Genomic DNA, 21,725 nt, shown 5'->3' with positions numbered 1-21,725 from the left:
CCTCACTTTTCATTCAACTAACTCGATCTTCGCAACGGCTTCACAGTGCATGGTCTGTGGAAACATATCGACCGGCTGCACCTCCGTTGTTTTATACCCGCCGTCTTCCAATATTCTTAGATCCCGGGCAAGGGTTGCCGGGTTGCAGGATACATAGACCACCCGCTTCGGCTTCATGGCAAGGATTGTGTTCAGAAGGGCTTCATCACAGCCCTTTCGCGGAGGGTCCACGACAAGGACGTCCGCTTTGATCCCTTCCTTATACCAATCGGGGATGACCACTTCCGCAGGTCCCGCTTTGAATTCCACATTTGTCATATCATTCAATTCCGCATTTTGCTTCGCATCTTCTATCGCCTGTGGAACGATTTCCACCCCGTATACCTTCTTCGCCTTTTGAGCGAGGAATAAGGAGATCGTACCGATTCCGCAATACGCATCGATGACCGTTTCTTCTCCCTGCAAATCGGCATACTCCAACGCTTTATCATAAAGCACCTTCGTCTGCTCCGGGTTCACCTGATAGAAGGATCTTGCTGAGATCGCAAACTTCACGTCACCGATATAATCGTGGATCACTTCTTCCCCCCATAAGACTTGGGTTGTATCGCCCATGATCACGTTTGTCCGTTTAGGGTTCACGTTATGGACGACCGATTTCAAGCCTTCTATGTTTTCGATAAGTGCATCCACTATCGCCTTCTTATGTGGAAGCTCAGGCGTCCGCGTGACCAATACCACCATCACCTCACCCGTCGCATATGCCGTCCGGGTCATAATATGGCGGAGAGTCCCTTTATGATTCTTCTCATCATAGGGACGGACCTCCAATTTTCCACATACATCCTTCACATGCTGGATCACTTCATCATTTTTTTCATATTGAATGATGCATTTGTCCATATCGATGATCTCATGACTGCGCTTTTGATAGAATCCTGCTACAAACCGTCCGTCCTTTTCCCCTACAGGAACCTGGGCTTTATTGCGGTAGCGCCATGGTTCTTCCATTCCAAGGACCGGATGTACAGGGACATCCTGAAGTTTTCCGATACGCTGCATGACGTCCCTTACATTCTTTTCTTTCGCTTTCAGCTGGCCTTCATACGTCATATGCTGGATCTGGCAGCCTCCGCATTCCCTGTAGATCGGACAAGGAGGCTCCTGACGAAACGGACTTTCTTTCGTGCGTTCTGACAGTCGGCCGAACCCGTATCCTTTACTCGTTTTCACGACTTTGACCCGGCCTTCTTCCCCGGGCAGGGCATTGGGGACGAATAAGGGGTATCCATCGACCTTTGTGACTCCATTGCCGTCATGGGTCAAATCCTCGAATACGGCTTCATCTATATAATCATTTTTTTGAACGGGTGCTTTTTTACTCACGTATATCTTCCTTTACGAATTCCTTTTTAAGACTCTACTGATTGTACCATAAATGGATAAGGAGAATGAAATGGATGGAGGTCCGTCCCTCTCTATGAAAAAAAAGCATCGAAGGGCCGATGCTTTTTGTGTTCAGGAGGAGGCGGATTCTTCCCTGTCTGCGGCCTGGATGGATTCGATAGCCTGTTTCAGATAAAGTTCGAAGGCTTCACCCTTTTCGACACGGGTCTCTCCGAGGGATTCCACGATGCACTTGAAATTATCGATGAGATGATCGGATTTCATGCCCCTGCTCACAAGCACGCTGTTCAGCCAGAGGGCATAATCGGAAAACACCTTCGATTCACCTACATCGGCAGCAGACTCCAGGTAATTGAAGTGATGGATATTATCTTCATAGCATTTCTTCCGGCCGGCTTCTCCAAACTTTTCATCCAATTCCGGGTATCGATCGTATAGTTTCACAACGGCTTCATCTATAACATGTTTATACTTATTTTCCATCAGTACGCCACCACTTTATACCGGTCAATGGACGGGATGATGGAGGCCAATTCCTGATCAGGGTATTTCTTTTCCAGATCATGAATCCGCTTATAGTCTTCACTTTGTACCCATTTCATGAAATCTTCTTTCGTATCCCACTCCATATGGACGGTGATCTCTCCCGGCTTTTTTTCATTTTGCAGCAGGAGGAACCGTTGGAATCCGTCTGCTTTGTCTACCAGACCTGAACGGGTATGATAGATTGATATGACTTCCTCTGCCTTCTCATCAGGCACTACAAATGTTGAATGTACGATATACATGATATTCTCCTTCTCACCGGCACATGATCAGCCATGCTTTTTATTCACTGTAACACAGTCAGGGAGTGCCGGGGTATACAAAATTTAACAGGCTGCAAAAGAAAGAGACACAATGTACATTTTCTTGTTAGGATGTAAAAACTTACCGCGTTTTATCCTATCTACAAAGGGTACAATGGTATGTGCAACAATTCTAGAAAGAGAAGGTAGATAAATATGAACCCAGACTTCTTAGTAAACCTTATCCTTGTAGGGAATGTTTTTCTTGGAGTGTTATTCGCTCTCAAGTCAAGAAGGTGGTGGCTACCCTATATACTGATCGGACTCACCTTTTTAACCTTGACCTTTGGATTCGGGATATCCCTTTTGCTGAATAAAGAATCGATCCTTGCCTATTTATTTGTGTTCGTCGTCGGGCAACTGATATGGGTCTTTGCCTTTGTGATTGTCGCCCATCTATTGTCCTGGATCGTCCGGAAGGTTCCTTTCCGTCATAAACAACAGATCGGATGGGGCTTTTTAATCGGATTTCCATTGACGTTTTTTGTGTTTTTACTTATCAACTGAGGAAGCTTTTTATGGCTTTTCCGAAGTGATTCATGGAAACATATATAGATTAAAGGGCTGTTTTCGTAAACATTGTTGCTTTTAAAGTAGCGAGTAGTAGTTGATTTCCGCTCCAGGTGCTCGCTTTCCGCGGGGCGTGAGTTGAGCCTCCTCGGGCGCTGCCCTGTGGGGTCTCAACTTTCCCGCGTTTCCCGCAGGAGTCGAGCACCTTCCGCTCCAATCAACTGAGATCTTTACAAGAATAATTACTGTCACTGTTTTTTATTATATAGCTCTGTCACGACAAACTTATATAGAGGGAGAGGGGAACTGCGTAGACCCCTGCGGAAAACGGGCGTGGCGAGACCCCGGAAGCGAATTTTGCTGAGGAGGCTCGGCCGAACGTCCGCGGAAAGCGGAGCAGTTCCCCTCTCCCTCTTGCAAACACTCAATGACAGAGCATTTGCAAACCATAATCAATGTAAACAAAAAAAGGAATGCCGTAACCCCAACGGCATTCCTTTTTATCATTCTGCTTTATCTTCCGGCCGGATCTTATCAAGGGGGACGAAGACTTGCAGGTGACGGTATAGGTTTTCGAATTCGGCAGGAAGGACCCCTCCCAGCTCGCCGTCCACATTCAGCTGCACCTTTTCTTTCGCCTTGATCTTAATTCGATTGGCTTGTGTGTAAATGACGTTCGGATCATTCACATGCTCTCCACGTACTGCCAGGGAAGCAATGCGGATAAATTCTGCCAGATTCGTTTTCTTCAGAATCAGGAGTGAAAATAAACCGTCATTGATCGAAGCATCGGGAGCCAGTTTCTCGAAGCCGCCGACGGAATTGGTCAATCCGATGAGGAAAAGCATCGCTTGTCCTTCAAACAGCTTTCCATCATATTCGATCGATACATCCGTCGGTTTAATAGAAGGAAGCATTTCAATGCCCTTCAGATAATAAGCAAGCTGCCCCATCATGGTTTTAAGCTTACTCGGTACTTCATAGGTCAATTCAGTGATTCTTCCCCCACCGGCGATATTGATGAAATAGCGCTCATTCATGCGTCCAATATCGACTGGGATCGTTTCACCCTTCGTAATCACATCAATGGCCGAGCTGATATCCTTTGGAATGTGCAGGGCACGGGCGAAGTCATTCGTTGTCCCCATCGGAACAATCCCCAGCTTCGGCCGGTAGTCCTGTTCAGCTAATCCATTCACGACTTCATTTAACGTACCGTCCCCACCTGCAGCGACGACGATATCATATTTGCGTTCAACAGCAATCCGTGCCGCTTCGGTTGCATCCCCTTCACAAATGGTGGCGTGTACAGATGTTTCATATCCTGCCTGCTCCAATTTGATTAATACTTCAGCGAGGTGTTTTTTAAAAAGCTCCCGCCCCGAAGTCGGATTGTATATTATTCTTGCTCGTTTCATACCCATCATCCTAATCTGTATTGATTAAAAAAACTCGTCCATGTATATACCATCTTTTAACATCATATACCAATTTAATTTATTCATGCAAAATATGTTCAAAAGGCAGGATTTTTCAAATCGTCCACCGGTCAATATCATAACTCTTTTCATAGGAAAAATCTAATGAAATATGAAATTTCCCACGCCTGATGGGAGCCGGATCCATGATTGTCAGAAAGAATTCATAAATGGGGAGTTATACTGAGAGGGAAGCAAAAAAATAACCGTACAGAATATCACCCTGATATTCTGTACGGTTATGGGAATAGATGTATGTTCCGTTTTTGCAAAAAATGGATGGATTCGTCAAGGGACTTCATATCAAAATGATAGACTTCCCCAATGATGTCTTTCCACTTATCCAGATCCTTCATTTGATACTCCCGGATATTCCGGTAGGTCATGACCTTCAACGTCCGATTACGGAGAAAATAACACTGGTTCCCCTGGAAGCGGACGGCGGTGATTCTTCTCATGGTGATGTTGTCATCGGAATCCAGATAGGACGCCTGTATGTCCCTCTCCAGGTCTTCTTCTTCTAGCGGTATCCACTCTATAGTCTTTTTTACAAACGTCTTCCCGTTCGAACGGCGATCGACTTCGAACTCACGGATGTCCTTCTGGGTAAAGATGATTTCCTCTCCAAATCCGTGAAGCAGATGTTTCTGTCTCGCCTCGAGCTCCACAGGCTTCATGATGGGAGAACCATAACCGACATCGACATACAGCTTACGGTTATCAATCGAAATCATCAGTCCCAGGTGTCCCGGGTTCACTCTGACAAATTGACAATGGAAGCCTAGTTTTTTTAGCAACCTTCCAAAATTAATATTCAGCGTAAAGCACGTTCCTCCCCACCCTTTCAAATGGAGATTTTCCGCAAATGTCTCCAACGAGGGGACAAAGGAGCCACCCTCTGAGAAATAATAAAATTTACTGAATGTCTCATAGGGAATCCGTATCAGATGCTGTTGGATCAACCGCTGTAAGTAGTTCAACGTAGGGGGCTCGATATCCATATTTAAATAGTTCACATATTTTTTTACTGCTTCCAATCCGATCACTCTTTCTACTTTTTCATCAGGCAGACTGTAAACTGGTGCTGAAGAGTAAACTCATGGAGGGAATCGTGACGTCTGGATAAGAAGGTATGTAATGACTGCAGTAATCCTTCTATCTCCGTATCCTCTAAATGAGAGAGCAAGGAAAGGGATCCTACGCGCTCGCACCAGGACTGTATGGTGAAATCGACCATATAGTAAAATGTATAAAAATCTTTGATCGTAAAGTCGGCTTGCTGCCATTCTAACAACCATTCCACGGGAAATCCATTTACTTGATTGCCCGGATCAGCTTTTCCTTCCGGGGTTTCACCGATATATTCATGTAAAAACGTCATCGTATCCTTTACGAGTTCCTGATTTGGAAGGAAGCTTGAATCGCTTACAATGAACGTTCCTTTCTCCTTCAAAATCCGCTTCATTTCATGTATCGCTTTCGGGCGATCGAATAAATGCCAGCTTCTATGACTCATCGTGATATCGTAGTAGTGATCTGGCAGATTCGTTGATTCTGCAGTGCCGGTCAGATAAGGGATCTCGAGGTATTGCCTGCTTTCCAATGCCTTGGCCGTTTTCCTCAGGTCAATAGAAGGTTCGACTCCGATCACTTCGGCTCCACGCTTATGAAGCTTTCGTGTCAGGGCTCCGGTACCTGCACCAATTTCAGCCACTTTCCTTCCTTCCCACACGATTCCTCTTACCTTCAACGTATCAAAAAATTGATGCGGAATATCATCACAAGACGCAGCGTAACGGGAGGTCACATTACCAAAATTCACTTCCATTCACTCTCTTCCCCTATCATAATTGATTTTCACTCTGCTGAACGTTACGATTTCATGTCAACTCCATCACAACCGCCTGCACTAAGAGCCTTCCTACATACTACATTCTGTATGCCAAGGGGAAACTCCTGCCGAGGGACGGACCTCGCTTACCTTTATATCGTCATAATTTGTAATTCTTTGATTGATCGGTTACTTTAAGAAATTATCCTATTTCTACTCGTGGTAAACCTTATCGTAAATTATATTTCTATCATTTTAGAGGGGGATTTCATGAAGGAATAGAGGTCCGTCCCTAAAAAAAAACGGTCATCAGAGATGACCGTTTGCTGGGTGGTGTTCTTTAGTTGTTGGCTCCGGCTGCGATCCGCTTTACGTTTTGTTCGGCGGTTTTCGTGAGGTCCGGGGTGAATCCGTTTTTCATTCGCTGATTTTCTTCGTTGAAGTAGTCTTGGACTTCCTGGTCGAATTCTATTTCAATTAGATCACGAATGTCTGTAATTCTGAGGGCGATCATAATGGATACAAGGTGAGCCACTGTTAAGGATTTCTTCTTGAAATTCACTAACTCATTGATCGTAGCCACTCTTAATCCTGTTAAGCGGTGAAGATCGCCTTGAGTCAATCCTCGTTCACGCAGGATTTCTCCCAATTTAATGTGAATTTTATGGGGAAATTTATTTAGCGCTTCTATAACAATTGTATTTGTCTTTTGGTGAATCATGATGCTTCAACTCCTCATCCTATATCATATTAACGTGAATACCCCCATTCGTGAACCGGCAATAAATACCATCAGAACGGGTACTTAAGACCATTTCATTTTGAGCATCATGAATCACCATGAATTAAATGAAAGAAGACTTCCGGAACGTGTCCCGGAAGTCTCCCCCATCTTAATCGTGTTACATCAATACGTTTTGAACGAGGCTCGTCTTCAAGCTTTCGTATACTTCCTCCCATACCCTTCTATCCTTGATGTATTGGGAGGTCAGGCGCTGGATCATCTCTTTCTGCTTTTCAGGGAACAGTTCATGATCCCGCGGAGGAAGCTTCGCCCGTTCATCATCGACGATCTTTTTCACCATGGGAGCTCGCGGCCCCCACACCAGCTTCTCCTGACCTTCCTTATCGATAAAAATGAAGATCGGGATCGCTCTCGACGTTCCATTGGTCAGATATTGATCCATCAGTTCAAGATTTTCGTCCCTCAAAATCATCCGGACGTCCAGATTGGCCGCCTCCGCAACAGTAAGAAGGATCGGGATGTTCAGCATGGCGTCACCGCACCAATCCTCCGTAATGGCAATCACCCGCAAAGATTGATCTCCCAGTCGATTCAACACATCTACGTCTTCTCGCGGAATCTTAAAGCCCTTCCGGATGGCTTCTGTATTTTCTTTATGAGCACTCATATTTTCTATGTATTCTTCCGGTGTCATTCCTTTATCAAACCATTGTTCCAAGTTCATCCTTTTTCCTCCTCCAGTGGTTCATACCTGTCGAATCACTGTGTTCTTTTCTTGGAAATTCTCTCTCTAGCATAGGCGTGTTTCTCGTAATCTACAAGTGAAAGTCATAATGGATTTACTCAAATTTTCAATTGTACGATTATGCCTGTAGGAATATAATATAAGAAAAGCAACTTCGTGAACAGGTTCGAATGAACTGCTCCAAGATGATTCATTTCCATTTAAAAAAAGGAATAGCGAAACCGCTACTCCTTATCCATTTTTCCAGAGGGGGATGGAAATAGGTAAGTATGGAAAGAAGCATCTCTTTCTTGCATCTTTCCCTGACAGAAAAAAAGCTGACTCAATTGTCAGTTTCATCCTCTCATTTTTCGGTTACATTAAATGGATATAGGACGACGCTTTCCAATGAACCATCTTAGACATCCTGTGATTTCTCAATTATTTTTGTCACTTTATTGTAGTAGTAGTCCAGCTCGACTAGGCTATCTGCCTCCTTCAGCCTCTTTAAATAGTGGTTCGCTTTTTCATAATCTTCTGGTGGCAGTTCAACCTTGATTCTTTTTTTCTTCCACTTCGCCAACAGGTTTCACCTCATTATGATTTGGAGATCCTCCCTTAGAGGTCGGTTCGAGCTGATAATGAGATAGCTCTTGAATATAGGTTGCTTTGGTCGCTGCTAAATTCTGTTCGATTTTTCGTGTGATGACGGAACTTCCCCCGATCCCTGATAATAAACTGATATAGATCACATACCAGATCGGGACTGTATCAACCACCGGTAACACGGACAGATACCCTGCCAGAACGCCTATGATAATATCCTTCGTTGAGCCAAAAAGATAATGTTTCTCACCCTGGTCATCAATAAATTTTCGCGGAAAAGTGAAATGACCGTTTTTGAAAACCAGAATATGTCCTAAGCCCCCAATACCACCCATCAACATTGGCAACAAGATCACTTCGAATAAGGACATTCTATCCACCCTCTGGAATCATTTACTATTATTATATATTATTTACAGAAAATTCAGAATAGATAATTGGACGCAATTTTGTCCACTAAAGGAGCGCCATTATGCGAAAAATTGTGATGAAAGTCTCGTCAATCGACAAACTTCGATTTCAAAACTATATGATGCAGCTAAAAAGGGCTGAATCGAAAGTAGAAGCCGATACGTATTACCGATTAGCCAAACAAATCCTGGAGAAGGCCAAAAGGAAGCAAATGTAATGATTTCTCACTGTACTTCCTTGTAAAAATACAAAAAAAGAAGAGCCATGACAGCCCTTCTCTCCTCTCTACCTGTTTAGTTGACGCCTACCGCATTATACGCAGCATTCACACTTGCCACTTCAGCACTTCCTGCACCATATAAATCCGTTGCTGCCTGAACCGCCGCTGAACGAAGCTGGCTGAAATTCGAGGATGGTGTTAAATATTGTGTAAGGGCACGGTAGTAAATCTTACCGGTCTTATCCGTTCCGATCCCCGTCACCTTCACACCATAGTGTGTACCACCTTGACTTAACAGGTATGCCGCCTTATTACCGATTCCGCTGTTAATATGAACACCGCCGTTGTCCTGCGTTCCTGTGTATCTTACAGAATAGTGGTCTGGATCACCGTACTTCGCAGGATCAGACATGGAGCGAAGAGCATCTCCACTTTTGTTCGGTGTATAGATGTCTTCCCCAATTTCCCAATCAGGATTATTATTGGCATCGTATTCTACCAATGTTCCAAAAATATCGGACATGGATTCATTGATGGCCCCTGATTCATTTTGATAAATCAGGTCCGCTGTTGTATCTGTCACGGCATGTGTCAGCTCATGGGCGATGACATCAAGTCCGCCGGATAAGGATACGAACGTCGATCCATCTCCATCACCGTATACCATCTGTTGACCATTCCAAAAAGCGTTATTATAGTTTCTGCCGTAATGGACAGTCGATTTCAAGGCTGCTCCATTGCCGTCGTAGCTATTTCGATTATGGGTATTCTTATAATAATCATATGTCGTTCCTGCATAGTAATGTGCATCTACTGCAGCTGCGTCGTAACTTGCGTTAAATAGGTTATCGCTGTCTGCCCAAAGTGAGCCGGGAAGACGGGTACGGTTGGATCCATCATAAGTGAAGATCCCTTTCCCTCTAGTGCGATCTTGTAAATAATAGGTTGAAGAAGAAAGATACGTATTCAGAGACTTCGTATCCCCCAATACACCCTTACCAGAACCGACAGTATCTGTACCTCCAGCGGCACCCCCACCGCCGCCAGGCTTACCGGCTCCTTTCCCTGCTTCATGAATTTCATTCACCTTGGCAAGGATATCACCTGTGACCGCATCCACGAAATAATTCCAGTTCCCAGGCTCCGGAGCCAGGAAATTATAGTTTACGAGATATGCATAATGTGCTTCGCCATCTTTCACATAGATCACTGATTCGGATTTCGGGGCGTATTCATAATCAGGCTGGCTGCCTACTGCCTTAACCAGATCCTTTTCAGCTGATGAAACGGCTTCTTTTTTCGATAGTTTCTTCGCTTGTTTCAGGTTTTGTTTCCCATCCAGGTTCGCTGCCGGCGCACCCGATAGAGCTGTGAGCACCCCTTCTTTGTTTACATGTGCTGTCAGAACAGCCCCATAAACAGGAGTGCCCTTATATACCTGCTGGATGCGAAGATATGTAAATCCCAGATCATCCTTCTGCTTTTCTACTACTTTGAACGATAATTTCGAATCACCTTTAAACTTGAACGTCTTTTGTTTGTCTGTTAAATAATCAAATACAACTGTTTCCGGAGCCTTTGAAGATGCCTTCGTCAAATGACCCGAAATAAATTGAGGAGTCCCCATCTGTGAATTGAAATTCACCTTTTCACTAACATTCGAAGCCCCAAATGCTTCCGAGGCCAAGACCGGACTCATCATTAACCCTGCTGTCAATCCTAGTGCAACGACTTTCTTCTTCAATTACAACACCTCTTTGAAAGAATTTTCAAACTATTTAAAACATTAGATATACTATAATACAAGCCTTCTATATTACGAACGAGCCGAAAGACCTAATATTCACCTTTTCCAACCTCGGGTTAAATGACCTACACAAAACGGGTAAAAACCACTAGGATCAGGAAAATTTGAACAAAAAGAGGGACGGACCTTGAACTATTTCAAGGTCCGTCCCTCTCCCCCATAGGAAAGCCCCCTGAAAACCAAATGTTTTCGGGGGGCAATATGAAAAATGTTAGCGTTTTTGAATTTCTTGAAGCAATAATTTGTTTACAAGCGGCGGATTGGCCTGACCTTTTGTCGCTTTCATGATTTGACCGACAAGGAAGCCGATGGCACGATCTTTCCCGTTCTTGTAATCTTCGATGGATTGTGGATTCGCATCCAGCGTTTCCGTCACGATCTTGAGGAGCGCACCTTCATCAGAAATTTGAACAAGGCCTTTGTCTTTCACGATCTGCTCAGGATCTCCACCGTTTTCTACTAGCTCTTTGAACACTTTCTTCGCAATCTTGGAAGAAATCGTGCCTTTTTCGATCAACTCGATCATGCCCGCGAGTCCTTGTGGAGTCAGCTTAACATCTTCCAGTTCTTTCTGCTGTGCATTCAGGTATGCTGATACTTCACCCATCAGCCAGTTGGAGGCAAGCTTCGCATCTGCACCTGCTTCAACGGTATCCTGGAAGAAATCAGACATTTCCTTCGTCAATGTGAGAACCATGGCATCGTATGCAGGCAGTCCCATCTCTTTTACATAGCGCTTTTTACGCTCATCCGGAAGCTCAGGGATCTCAGCACGGATGCGGTCCATCCACTCTTGATCGATGTGAAGATGTAAAAGATCAGGTTCAGGGAAGTAACGGTAATCATCCGATCCTTCTTTGACACGCATCAGGATCGTTTTACCCGTCGACTCATCGAAACGAAGCGTTTCCTGTTGAATCAAGCCTCCAGATAAAAGAACTTTCTCCTGACGTACGATTTCATACTCTAATCCTTTTTTCACAAAGTTAAAGGAGTTCAGGTTTTTAAGCTCGGCTTTCGTTCCGAACTTCTCCTGACCGATTGGACGCAGGGAAATATTGGCGTCACAGCGAAGCGATCCTTCTTCCATCTTACAATCGGAAACCCCTGTGTATTGGATGATGGATTTAAGCTTCTCAAGATACGCATATGCCTCTTCCGGTGTACGGATGTCCGGCTCAGATACGATCTCGATCAGAGGTGTTCCTTGACGGTTGTAGTCGACAAGGGAATAACCGTCACCTGAGTGAGTCAGTTTCCCTGCATCTTCCTCAAGGTGAAGACGAGTGATTCCGATCCGTTTCTTTTCACCATTCACTTCGATCTCGATCCAGCCATTTTCACCGATCGGCTTATCGAATTGAGAGATTTGGTACGCTTTCGGGTTATCCGGATAGAAATAGTTTTTACGGTCAAACTTGGTATCCGTTGCGATTTCACAATTCAATGCGATCGCCGCCTTCATTCCGAACTCAATGGCACGCTTGTTTACCACCGGAAGAACACCAGGATATCCAAGGTCAATCACGTTTGTATTTGTGTTCGGCTCTGCTCCAAAGTGGTTCGGCGCCGGAGAGAACATCTTACTGTCCGTTTTTAATTCTACGTGGACTTCTAGTCCGATTACTGGTTCAAAGTTCATTGATTTCACCCCTTACAGTTGTGGTCTTTTTGTATGGAAATCTGTCGCTTGCTCAAATGCGTGAGCGACGCGATAAATCGTGCTTTCGTCAAAATGTTTTCCGATGATTTGAAGACCTAGCGGAAGTCCTGTTGAAGAGAATCCACAAGGTACTGAGATTCCCGGTACCCCTGCAAGGTTCACTGGAATCGTTAAAATATCGTTCGCATACATCGTTAATGGATCATCGATTTTTTCACCGATTTTGAAAGCAGGCGTCGGTGTTGTCGGTCCGATGATGACGTCATATTTCGTAAATACATCTTCAAAGTCTTTCTTGATCAGCGTACGCGCCTGTTGTGCTTTTTTGTAATAAGCCTCATAGTAACCGGAGCTTAAAGCAAACGTTCCAAGCATGATACGACGCTTCACTTCGTCCCCGAATCCTTCTGCACGTGTCTTCTTGTAAAGATCAAGAAGGTTCTCTGCGTTCGGTGTACGGTAGCCGTAACGAACACCATCGAAACGTGCAAGATTGGCAGACGCTTCCGAAGATGCTAGTAAGTAATAAGTTGAAACACCGAATTTAGAATGCGGAAGGGAAACTTCTTCCCAAGTCGCTCCCATACCTTCCAACACTTTCAGTGAAGCAAGCACAGCTTGACGGGCTTCTTCCCCGACACCTTCACCTAAGTATTCTTTCGGCACAGCAATCTTAAGACCCTTTACATCGCCTGTCAGAGCCTCCGCATAATTCGGAACCTCCACATTGGCTGAAGTTGAATCATTCGGATCAAGCCCAGCGATGGCCTGCAGTAAGTACGCGTTGTCTTCTACATTACGAGTGATCGGTCCGATTTGGTCAAGAGATGAAGCAAATGCCACAAGACCGAAACGGGATACACGTCCGTATGTCGGTTTTAATCCAACAGTCCCTGTGAATGCGGCCGGCTGGCGGATCGATCCACCTGTATCTGAACCAAGTGAGAAAGGTACCTCCCCAGCTGCAACGGATGCTGCCGATCCACCTGAAGATCCGCCTGGGACCGTTTCAAGATTCCATGGGTTGCTTGTTTTCTGGAAACCGGAGTTTTCAGTAGATGAACCCATCGCAAACTCATCCATATTCAATTTACCGATCGTGATCGTATCGGCACTATGTAATTTATTGATGACCGTTGCATCATAAATCGGATTGAAGTTTTCAAGGATTTTACTTGCACAAGTGGTACGAAGACCTTTTGTGACGATATTATCTTTAATCCCGATCGGCATTCCGAAAAGAAGACCTTTACTTTCATCCGTCCCCAGTTTGGAATCCATTTCCTTCGCTTTACTGCGGGCATTCTCTTCATCCAGTGTTAAAAATGCCTTTACTTTATCTTCAACGGCGTCGATTCGTTTGTATGACTCGTCTACCAGATCTGTGACAGAAACTTCTTTCTTATGTAAAAGCTCATGAAGCTCTGATAATTTATGGTCAAATAATGACATGAGGTCCCCTCCTTAGTCCAAGATTGATGGAACGCGAACTTGTCCATCTTGTTTGTCTGGTGCGTTCTTCAATACTTCTTCACGTGGCAGGCCATCAACAGGCTTATCTTCACGCATCACATTCTTCATATCCAGTACGTGACTTGTTGCTTCCACATTCGATGTATCCAATTCATTCAGCTGCTCGGCAAACCCAATGATCGCATCCAGCTGAGTCGTAAACTTCTTCGCTTCATCCTCAGTGATGGCTAGTCGTGCAAGGTGTGCAACATGCTTCACCTGCTCTTCAGAAATTCTAGACATCTTCTTCACCTCCGTATATGTTCGAACACTCACAATACTATTGATAATACCAAAATTCGCTTCATTAAAGCAACTATGATAAGAGATAACCATTGTTAGGGGCATGGCTGATTCTTGTCCATACCTCCGTTTATTCTATCACGAAATGAGGGGTGGGTGTGAGTTTGTGAAGAACACTGGTTTAGACTGTCCGACCCTGTATAAAATGATAGGGATAAATTGTCTTTTTTAGCTGGGGAGTGGTTCTTCATGATGATTCGTGGCCGATTTGGCCTGGATTCTATGATTGAGATCTTTCTTCGCTATTTTCTGAATGGGGTATCTGCTAATTTATGGGGGAAAAGGCTGTTAATAAGGGGCATGGGAAATAGATTGCGTCGTTTTGGCCGGTGATTGCGTCATTTTGGAGATAATTGCGTCGTTATTTTATTTATTGCGTCATTTACATACTTAATTGCGTCATTTTTCTTTTAATTGCGTAATATTCCATATAATGGTTATATCCACTCTTTTCACTCCCCAAAATAAAGGATTCCCCGACCCCAAAACCGAATCTATAAAAAGAGGTGATTTCATGAAAATATATAGTTTCAAACAAAAGACCGGAAAATCCATTCATCAATTCAACAGTCAAAACGTTACGATCCATCCTTTACTGAAGCCTGATGATCCATTCCAAATCGGGTATTTTTATTTAGAGGAAAACAGCGTGCTGGGCATGCATCCAGCCATGTGCGATCAGCTTCTGATGATCACGTCAGGACGTGGGTGGGTGAGGATCGAAGGGGGAGAAAAAATCATAGTGGAACCGGGCATGGCCGTCTTCTGGCAAGAGGGTGAAATGCATGAATCCGGATCTGAAGATGGTATGACCGCCATTGTAGCCGAAGGAAGCAGTCTCGACCCCGAGCGGTACCTGACTGCGAACTAAAGCATTCCATTTGCTTCCTTTCCTCCATTTGATTACCTTTAAATAGAGTATGTAAATGGAGAGGGTTTTCACAATGTATCCAATTCTACTAGCCTTCATAGCGGGTGTGTTAGGCGGCGGGCTGTTCACGCTCCTGCACCTTCCCTTGTCCTGGCTTCTCGGTTCCATGGTTTCTGTCTTTCTCATCAACAGATGGACAAAGTTTGAGCTTGCCTGGCCGTCTTACCTCCGGGATCTTGGATTGATCATCGTCGGCTATTCCATCGGGCAGTCGTTCAGTCAGAAAACGATGATTGAAATCTTTACTCAGCTTCCTTCCATGCTGACGATGACGGTTGCGATCATTGCCTTCAGTATGGTCCTTGCTTACATTACGTCCAAAATGACGGGAATCGGTTTGTCTTCGATGGTTACCGGTAGTATACCTGGCGGCCTTTCCCAAATGGTGGCTCTCGGAGAGGAAATGAAGGATATTGACTTAACCGTTGTGACGATCCTTCAGGTCATCCGGCTGCTGTCTGTCATTTTCGTGGTACCGTTCCTTGTGTTCAGTCCCCTTTTAGCTGGAGGAGGAACGGGTCCACGTCCTGCATCTGGTCAATTTGAGATTCCTTCTTTTCACTGGGGGTTTGTCCTTTTTTTCATGATTGCCATTGCAGCAGGCTTCATGGCTAGGAGAATCCACCTGCCCACCCCGACTTTACTTGGTCCGATCCTGGTGATCGGCGGCTTCATGGTGGCTGAATGGCCGGTCCCGCATATGCCAGGACTGTTCATTATCCTGGCCCAATTATCTTTGGGTATTTATTTTAGCTTCATGATGAATTTCTCGTCATCCAACTCGATGGGCAAGTTCATCTTATGGTCGTTATTTACTTCCCTGTGCCTGCTTTTGGGTTGTGTAGGACTCAGCTTTTTATTAAGCCGCTGGCATGATGTGTCTTTTTTGACTGCGTTCATTAGCATGGCTCCAGGGGGCATGGCAGAGATGGCACTGGTCGGACAAGCCGTCAACGCAGATCTTTCCATCATTACCGGATACCATTTATTCCGGATTTTATTTATTTTGTTCATCATCCCAGCGATTTTGAAAGGGCTTTTCAAACTGTCGATTTTCCAAAGGGGCCATCACGATTAGAAAAGCTTATTTTTAATGGATGAGAATAGGCTTTTCTTTGGCTTGGGTTTCGCCTTTGCTTCCATCACTTTCTCACTTTTTTTCTGCACAAAGATCTCTTCCTGATCAATGGCATGATCATAAGCGAGGACGAGTCCGATATCCGTCTCGATCTCCTTATTGGTCACCATGGAAAACGACACATGATACGTATCGGCAAGCTTAATGTATTTAGATAAAAAGGTATAGCTCATGTTCCCATTCAGTAAAAGCTTTGCATCAGGATGCTTCTTCAATTGATCCTGAACTTCCTTGTATATTCCCTTTTCCCTCACCTGGCTTTGGGTAAGGGCAATGACGATCCGCTCTCGCAGGGTCCCCAGAAACTTCCTTCTTTCATCAGGCTTGGTTTGTTTCTGCCCATATATTCCATTTTCCAAGTAATCATCTATGGTTGGCTTACTCAAAAACATTGCACCTCCAAAACGTCTAATTACAGTTTCTCCTACACTATATGTTTACATGTGTTCATTTGGTTCTGTCCCATTTTCTCTTATGGGAATGCTTTCAGGCAACTAAAAGGGTCCGCTCATACACGTGAGCGGACCCTTTGCCATTTATATGAAAAACGATTGTAAAATTGCCTTCTGGACATGCAATCGATTCTCCGCCTGTTGAAATACGGCGGAACATGGACCGTCGATGACGGCTGCAGTGACTTCTTCTTCCCGGTGTGCCGGAAGACAATGGAGGAATGTCACATTTGGAGAAGCATGACTCAACAACTCCTCGTTCACTTGGTATCCTTTAAAATCCTGGAGACGCTTGAACGCTTCCTCTTCCTGCCCCATACTGGCCCAAACGTCCGTGTAAACGACATCAGCACCCTTCACCGCTTCATTCGGGTCATGGGTCAGGGTGAAACTCCCTCCGCTTTTCACGGCCAGATCCAACGTTTTCCCTATGATATCTTCCTTCGGTTCGTACCCCTCGGGACAGGAAACGACGACCTCCATCCCAAGCATGGCACAGAGGATCATGAAGGAGTGGGCCACGTTATTGCCATCCCCGATATAGACGACCTTCACCCCTTTCAGCGTCCCCTTGGTTTCCAGGATCGTGAGGACATCGGCCAACGCCTGGCATGGATGATACGTATCGCAAAGACCGTTGATGACGGGGACACTGGCATACTCTGCCAGCTGTGTCACCTTCTCGGTTTCGAACGTGCGGATCATGATCCCGTCCACATAAGAGGACAGGACGCGTGCCGTATCCGCAATCGACTCCCCTCTTCCAAGCTGGATATCACGGGAATTCAAATAGATGGCGTGGCCTCCCAATTGGAGCATTCCCGCTTCAAATGACACCCGTGTTCTTGTGGATGACTTTTCAAAGATCATTCCGAGAGTCTTTCCTTCGAGGCTCTTCGAATAAGGGTTTTCCTTCAAGTACTGAGCCAATGATAAGAGCTCATGGACCTCTTCCGCCGTGTAATCGAGCCACGTGACGAGGTCTCTTCCTTTTAACGACATGTTCTCCGGAGATGGTGCAATGGTTGAATGGTTCATACTCGGCTCACTCCCTGAATGGATTTTGAATGGACTAAAGGCTTCGGCTGGACGTATGCATTCTTGCTCCGCATGAAGGCTTGCAGGGTTTCCGCTTCCGTTATGACGGTGACACCCGCTTCCAATGCAGCGATTCTTTTCTTCGCGTCCGTTTCCTCATCATTGAAGTAGAGACATGCATGATCGGTTTTGATCCATTCATTGAATGATGCTTCTTCAGCCGTTTGATATTGCTTAGCCTGCACACAATCGACGTAGATGGTTCCCCCTGCTTCAACTCCCGCATGCAGCTCTTCAAATACTTTGTATAGAGCTTCTTCAACGGTTTCCCCGAGACATAGACCTTCTCCCGTCGACTTCATATTCGCACCGAGGATCTGATCGATCTCAGGTAAAGCATGGGATGAGAACACGGGATACTTCACCCCGACTCCTTTTATTTCGGAAGGAGGATAAAACGCATCGATGGTCAAACGCTCCCCGCACATGAGATCCGTAGCCATATCGATCAACGGAAAACCAAGGATCTTACTGACTATCGGTACGGTGCGGCTGGCCCGGGGGTTGACTTCCAATACATACACGTTTTGATTCTGCAGCAGGAATTGAATATTCATGATCCCTTTATACTGAAGCGCGGATACGATTTTACGGGCATACTCTTCAATCGTCTCCTTGATTTCCCCTGATAGAGACTCGGAAGGGAAGATGGACATGCTGTCCCCTGAGTGGACGCCGGCCCGTTCAATATGTTCCATCACACCAGGCACATAGACGTCTTCCCCGTCCCCTACAAGATCGATTTCCACTTCCCGGCCTTCTTTAAATTCATCTACCAATATAGGAAAATATTCTTCATCTGCGGTTTGGATGAAGCGTTGCATTTCCTCAAGGCTCTTCACTTTCACCATCCCTTTGCCACCGATGACATAGGAAGGGCGGCATAGAAGAGGGAAGGCCAGATTCCCGGCAACATGCATCGCTTCTTCTTTACTGTGGCATATGTCCCCTTTCACACGGGGGATCATGCATCCATCTAGGAGTTGATAAAAACGCTCCCGATCTTCCACCCGGTCAATGATATCGGATGACGTTCCGAGCAGTGTGATTCCCTCTCCTTCTAACATACCGGCAAGGTTCAACGCCGTTTGTCCACCGAATTGAACCAGTACGGTATCGATCCTCTCATGCTTGATGATGGCAAGGACCGCTTCTTTCGTAATCGGTTCGAAATATAATCTGTCCGCGGTTTCATAATCGGTACTGACGGTTTCGGGATTGTTATTCACCATGATCGTGGTGTACCCGTGCTCTTTCAAACGCTTGATGGCCTTGACGGCGCTGTAGTCAAATTCGACTCCCTGACCGATCCGGATCGGTCCCGCCCCGATGATCAGGACTTTTTTCTCCCCTGGTAAAGACTCGATTTCATTTGTCCCATAATACGTTGAATAGGCGTAGTTCGTGATGGCCTCAAACTCGCCGGCGCACGTATCGACCATTTTAAATACGGGAACGATTCCTTCTTCCATTCTCAAATCGACGATAGACGCTTCAGCCATTCCCGTCAGCCCTGCAATGGTACTGTCCTCAAACCGTAACTCCTTCGCTTCTTTCAATAGCTCTGCACTCAATGAAGATGTACTGAGCTTATGTTCCATATCAACAAGATTGCTCATCACCGACAGGAACAGCTTATCGATCCCCGTCATTTCGTGGAGGGCATCGATGGATCGCCCCCCTCTTAACAACTCCATCAGTTCAAAGAATCGTGAATCCGTCGGCGTCACAACCTTTTTTTCCAATTCTTCCAATGTCAGATCTGACATTCCCCCATACAGGCTCTCCAGTGAAAGATCCAACGATTGAAGCGCCTTTTGAAACGCCGCCTCTAATGAGCGCTCGATCGCCATCACTTCTCCCGTTGCTTTCATCTTGGTGCCGAGGATCCTGTTCGCTTCAGGGAATTTATCGAACGGCCATCTCGGGAATTTCACGACCACGTAATCAAGGGCAGGTTCAAAGCTTGCATAGGTGGTCCTGGTCAGGGGATTGATGATTTCATCCAATGTGTAGCCGACCGCAATCTTCACTGCTACTTTGGCGATGGGATAGCCCGTTGCCTTGGACGCCAGGGCAGATGACCTGCTCACCCGCGGATTCACTTCAATGACATAGTATTGGTTGCTGTTAGGGTCTAAAGCAAATTGTATATTGCATCCTCCCACTACTTCTAATGCGCTTACGATATCAAAGGCGGCCGTACGGAGCATATGAAACTCCCGGTCTGTCAACGTCTGGGACGGTGCCACGACGATGGAATCCCCCGTATGGACCCCTACTGGATCGAAGTTTTCCATATTACAGACCGATATACAATTTCCTTTCGAATCTCTCATCACTTCATACTCGATTTCCTTGAAACCGGCGATGCTTTTTTCCACAAGCACTTGATGGATCGGACTCGCTTTCAAACCGGATAGCACGAGTTTTTTGTATTCCTCCATGCAGGAAGCGATCCCGCCCCCTCTCCCCCGGACAATGATCGGAAGGGCAATCTCTTTAGAAAAATCCAGGGCCTCTTCCAGGTCATGGACGATGCTGCTTTCCGCCGTCGGGTGACCCAAAGCTTCCATTAACGACCGGAACTTTTCTCTGTCCTCCCCTTTTTGGATCGAATCAACGGACGTACCGAGCAGTTTCACACCGCACTTCTCAAGGACCCCTTTCTCATCGAGCCCGACAGCCAGATTCAAGGCGGTCTGCCCACCGAGACTCGCGACCAACCCTTGTGGTCGTTCCTTTTCGATGATGGCCGTCAAGGTCTTTACGGTCAGAGGTTCACAATACACTGTGTCGGCATAAGCGGTATCCGTCATGATCGTTGCCGGATTGTGATTCACCAGGACCACTTCATAGCCCTCTTCTTTCAGGGCAAGACACCCTTGCGTGCCGGAATAATCGAATTCAGCCGCCTGCCCGATGATGATGGGTCCCGATCCGATGATCAGGATTTTTTGAATACTGGAATCTTTAGGCATACATTTTCTCTCTCCCCGGTTGTTTAATCGAATGATAGAATTGCTGGAATATCCACGAAGCGTCTTCCGGTCCAGGACGTGCTTCGGGATGGAATTGAACGGAAAGGATCGGCTTACTATTATGCTGCAGGCCTTCAAGGGAACCATCATTGACGTTCATAAATCGTGGCTCAAGCCCTGTCCCGATTAAACTATCTTGATTCACTACATAATTATGGTTTTGCGATGTGATGAACACCTCACCCGTCTCGTTGTCCATGACCGGGTGATTCGCCCCTCTGTGCCCGAATAACAATCGATCCGTTTCCCCTCCCAGTGCAAGGGCGATCAATTGGTGACCCAGGCAGATCCCGAGTGTCGGCATTTGCAGGATTTTTTCTTTCAGCTGTGGTAAGAAGGACATCATTTCCTTCGGGTCCCCAGGGCCGTTGGATAATACCAGTCCATCGACATTCAGTTGATCCAACTGCGCCAATTGGTGATACGGGATGACCGTCACGAGACAATCCATTTTCAACAAGCTTGATACGATCGATTTTTTTACACCGAAATCGATGACGGCGATATGCTTGCTGCCGCTTCCCATTTGAAAAATTTCTGAAGCAGCGACTTTTTCGATTTGACCGTTGAGTGTTTCTTCTTCAGGCAGCACTTCTGTATATGAAATGCATGCATTTTGACTTCCCTCATGACGGATCTCTTTTACAACCTGTCTCGTATCCACCCCTGTCATGAAAGGAATCTCCCATTTTTGAAGATAATCCTTAAGGGACGAAGCCGCATTATAGTGGGAAAATGATTCAGCTGAACCGAGCATGACGACCCCTTTCACCTGGGGCTTTCCGCTTTCGAAATCGTCTTCATTCACACCGTACTGACCGATGAGAGGGTAAGTGAAAACGACGATCTGATCCTTATAGGAAGGGTCCGTCAACACTTCCTGATACCCTGTCATTCCTGTGAAAAATACAATCTCACCCTGAACGGGGCCCTCTTCCTCCATCATGACTTTCCCTGTAAAGGTGCTGCCGTTTTGCAAACATAAATAGCCTGTCATGAG

General features: G+C 45.7%; 22 protein-coding genes. 4 read left to right on the top strand and 18 right to left on the bottom strand.

Annotated elements, in window-relative coordinates; genetic code table 11:
• Nucleotides 1–9: 9 nt before the first annotated feature.
• From rlmD to M1J35_RS04630, 3 genes are all read right to left on the bottom strand, one after another.
• Nucleotides 10–1,386, bottom strand: coding sequence for a 23S rRNA (uracil(1939)-C(5))-methyltransferase RlmD (rlmD, locus tag M1J35_RS04640; protein ID WP_254652854.1), 1,377 nt, complete (start codon nucleotides 1,384–1,386; stop codon nucleotides 10–12).
• Nucleotides 1,387–1,518: 132 nt separating this feature from the next.
• On the bottom strand, nucleotides 1,519–1,890 hold the full coding sequence (locus tag M1J35_RS04635; protein ID WP_254652853.1) for a hypothetical protein: 372 nt from the start codon (nucleotides 1,888–1,890) through the stop codon (nucleotides 1,519–1,521).
• Nucleotides 1,890–2,195 carry an antibiotic biosynthesis monooxygenase family protein gene (locus tag M1J35_RS04630; protein ID WP_061810367.1) on the bottom strand — a complete coding sequence of 102 codons (306 nt, stop codon included), beginning with the start codon at nucleotides 2,193–2,195 and terminating at the stop codon, nucleotides 1,890–1,892. The genes M1J35_RS04635 and M1J35_RS04630 overlap by 1 nt, the downstream gene beginning before the upstream one ends.
• Nucleotides 2,196–2,411: 216 nt before the next feature.
• On the opposite strand from M1J35_RS04630, the gene M1J35_RS04625 reads away from it, so the two are divergent.
• A complete protein-coding gene (locus M1J35_RS04625) occupies nucleotides 2,412–2,762 on the top strand; it encodes a hypothetical protein (protein ID WP_224521562.1) in 351 nt (116 codons plus the stop codon).
• 506 nt (nucleotides 2,763–3,268) lie between these two features.
• Here M1J35_RS04625 and M1J35_RS04620 read toward each other — a convergent pair.
• The 7 genes from M1J35_RS04620 to M1J35_RS04590 all read right to left on the bottom strand — a co-directional run bounded on the left by M1J35_RS04620 (nucleotide 3,269) and on the right by M1J35_RS04590 (nucleotide 8,520).
• Nucleotides 3,269–4,183 carry a diacylglycerol kinase gene (locus M1J35_RS04620; RefSeq protein ID WP_034760879.1) on the bottom strand — a complete coding sequence of 305 codons (915 nt, stop codon included), beginning with the start codon at nucleotides 4,181–4,183 and terminating at the stop codon, nucleotides 3,269–3,271.
• Nucleotides 4,184–4,482: 299 nt separating this feature from the next.
• Nucleotides 4,483–5,280: an arylamine N-acetyltransferase gene (locus tag M1J35_RS04615; RefSeq protein WP_224521563.1), complete on the bottom strand. Its 798-nt coding sequence runs from the start codon at nucleotides 5,278–5,280 to the stop codon at nucleotides 4,483–4,485.
• Nucleotides 5,281–5,294: 14 nt separating this feature from the next.
• A complete protein-coding gene (locus tag M1J35_RS04610; RefSeq protein WP_254652852.1) occupies nucleotides 5,295–6,071 on the bottom strand; it encodes a class I SAM-dependent methyltransferase in 777 nt (258 codons plus the stop codon).
• Nucleotides 6,072–6,414: 343 nt separating this feature from the next.
• On the bottom strand, nucleotides 6,415–6,795 hold the full coding sequence (locus M1J35_RS04605; protein WP_034760875.1) for a helix-turn-helix domain-containing protein: 381 nt from the start codon (nucleotides 6,793–6,795) through the stop codon (nucleotides 6,415–6,417).
• Between the two features lie 181 nt (nucleotides 6,796–6,976).
• Nucleotides 6,977–7,543 (bottom strand): thioredoxin family protein, encoded by a 567-nt coding sequence (locus M1J35_RS04600; protein ID WP_224521565.1) that lies wholly within the window; start codon nucleotides 7,541–7,543, stop codon nucleotides 6,977–6,979.
• Nucleotides 7,544–7,961: 418 nt separating this feature from the next.
• Nucleotides 7,962–8,126, bottom strand: a complete 165-nt coding sequence (locus M1J35_RS04595) for a hypothetical protein (protein ID WP_156030061.1) — start codon at nucleotides 8,124–8,126, stop codon at nucleotides 7,962–7,964.
• Entirely contained in the window at nucleotides 8,092–8,520 is a 429-nt protein-coding gene (locus M1J35_RS04590) for a DUF4257 domain-containing protein (RefSeq protein WP_034760872.1), read from the bottom strand. Before M1J35_RS04590 ends, M1J35_RS04595 begins: the two co-directional genes overlap by 35 nt.
• Before the next feature lie 101 nt (nucleotides 8,521–8,621).
• Between M1J35_RS04590 and M1J35_RS04585 the strand changes: the two genes are divergently transcribed.
• Nucleotides 8,622–8,777, top strand: a complete 156-nt coding sequence (locus M1J35_RS04585; RefSeq protein ID WP_156030059.1) for a hypothetical protein — start codon at nucleotides 8,622–8,624, stop codon at nucleotides 8,775–8,777.
• 76 nt (nucleotides 8,778–8,853) lie between these two features.
• On the opposite strand, the gene M1J35_RS04580 is transcribed toward M1J35_RS04585, so the two are convergent.
• The 4 genes from M1J35_RS04580 to gatC form a co-directional block, all read right to left on the bottom strand.
• A complete protein-coding gene (locus tag M1J35_RS04580; RefSeq protein WP_371928736.1) occupies nucleotides 8,854–10,482 on the bottom strand; it encodes a M4 family metallopeptidase in 1,629 nt (542 codons plus the stop codon).
• Nucleotides 10,483–10,798: 316 nt separating this feature from the next.
• Nucleotides 10,799–12,229, bottom strand: coding sequence for an Asp-tRNA(Asn)/Glu-tRNA(Gln) amidotransferase subunit GatB (gatB, locus tag M1J35_RS04575; RefSeq protein ID WP_254652850.1), 1,431 nt, complete (start codon nucleotides 12,227–12,229; stop codon nucleotides 10,799–10,801).
• Nucleotides 12,230–12,241: 12 nt separating this feature from the next.
• Nucleotides 12,242–13,702, bottom strand: a complete 1,461-nt coding sequence (gatA, locus tag M1J35_RS04570; protein WP_254652849.1) for an Asp-tRNA(Asn)/Glu-tRNA(Gln) amidotransferase subunit GatA — start codon at nucleotides 13,700–13,702, stop codon at nucleotides 12,242–12,244.
• 12 nt (nucleotides 13,703–13,714) lie between these two features.
• A complete protein-coding gene (gatC, locus tag M1J35_RS04565) occupies nucleotides 13,715–14,005 on the bottom strand; it encodes an Asp-tRNA(Asn)/Glu-tRNA(Gln) amidotransferase subunit GatC (RefSeq protein ID WP_226671692.1) in 291 nt (96 codons plus the stop codon).
• Nucleotides 14,006–14,579: 574 nt separating this feature from the next.
• Here gatC and M1J35_RS04560 point away from each other — a divergent pair.
• Both M1J35_RS04560 and M1J35_RS04555 read left to right on the top strand, forming a co-directional pair.
• Nucleotides 14,580–14,936, top strand: a complete 357-nt coding sequence (locus tag M1J35_RS04560) for a cupin domain-containing protein (RefSeq protein WP_254652848.1) — start codon at nucleotides 14,580–14,582, stop codon at nucleotides 14,934–14,936.
• A gap of 73 nt (nucleotides 14,937–15,009) precedes the next feature.
• The gene (locus tag M1J35_RS04555) at nucleotides 15,010–16,074 is read left to right on the top strand and encodes an AbrB family transcriptional regulator (protein ID WP_254652847.1); all 1,065 of its coding nucleotides are present in this window, start codon (nucleotides 15,010–15,012) and stop codon (nucleotides 16,072–16,074) included.
• Here M1J35_RS04555 and M1J35_RS04550 read toward each other — a convergent pair.
• The 4 genes from M1J35_RS04550 to M1J35_RS04535 form a co-directional block, all read right to left on the bottom strand.
• The gene (locus tag M1J35_RS04550; RefSeq protein ID WP_254652846.1) at nucleotides 16,071–16,520 is read right to left on the bottom strand and encodes a YueI family protein; all 450 of its coding nucleotides are present in this window, start codon (nucleotides 16,518–16,520) and stop codon (nucleotides 16,071–16,073) included. The genes M1J35_RS04555 and M1J35_RS04550 overlap by 4 nt on opposite strands.
• Nucleotides 16,521–16,670: 150 nt before the next feature.
• A complete protein-coding gene (gene argF, locus M1J35_RS04545) occupies nucleotides 16,671–17,624 on the bottom strand; it encodes an ornithine carbamoyltransferase (protein WP_224521572.1) in 954 nt (317 codons plus the stop codon).
• Complete coding sequence (locus M1J35_RS04540) at nucleotides 17,621–20,665, bottom strand: carbamoyl-phosphate synthase (glutamine-hydrolyzing) large subunit (protein ID WP_254652845.1); 3,045 nt, start codon at nucleotides 20,663–20,665, stop codon at nucleotides 17,621–17,623. Before M1J35_RS04540 ends, argF begins: the two co-directional genes overlap by 4 nt.
• Nucleotides 20,658–21,722 (bottom strand): carbamoyl phosphate synthase small subunit, encoded by a 1,065-nt coding sequence (locus M1J35_RS04535; protein ID WP_254652844.1) that lies wholly within the window; start codon nucleotides 21,720–21,722, stop codon nucleotides 20,658–20,660. The genes M1J35_RS04540 and M1J35_RS04535 overlap by 8 nt, the downstream gene beginning before the upstream one ends.
• Nucleotides 21,723–21,725 lie beyond the last annotated feature (3 nt).

The sequence above is a fragment of the Rossellomorea sp. KS-H15a genome (assembly GCF_024195245.1).
In the GTDB taxonomy this organism is placed as follows: domain Bacteria; phylum Bacillota; class Bacilli; order Bacillales; family Bacillaceae_B; genus Rossellomorea; species Rossellomorea vietnamensis.
This window is presented reverse-complemented; position numbering and strand designations above follow the sequence as displayed.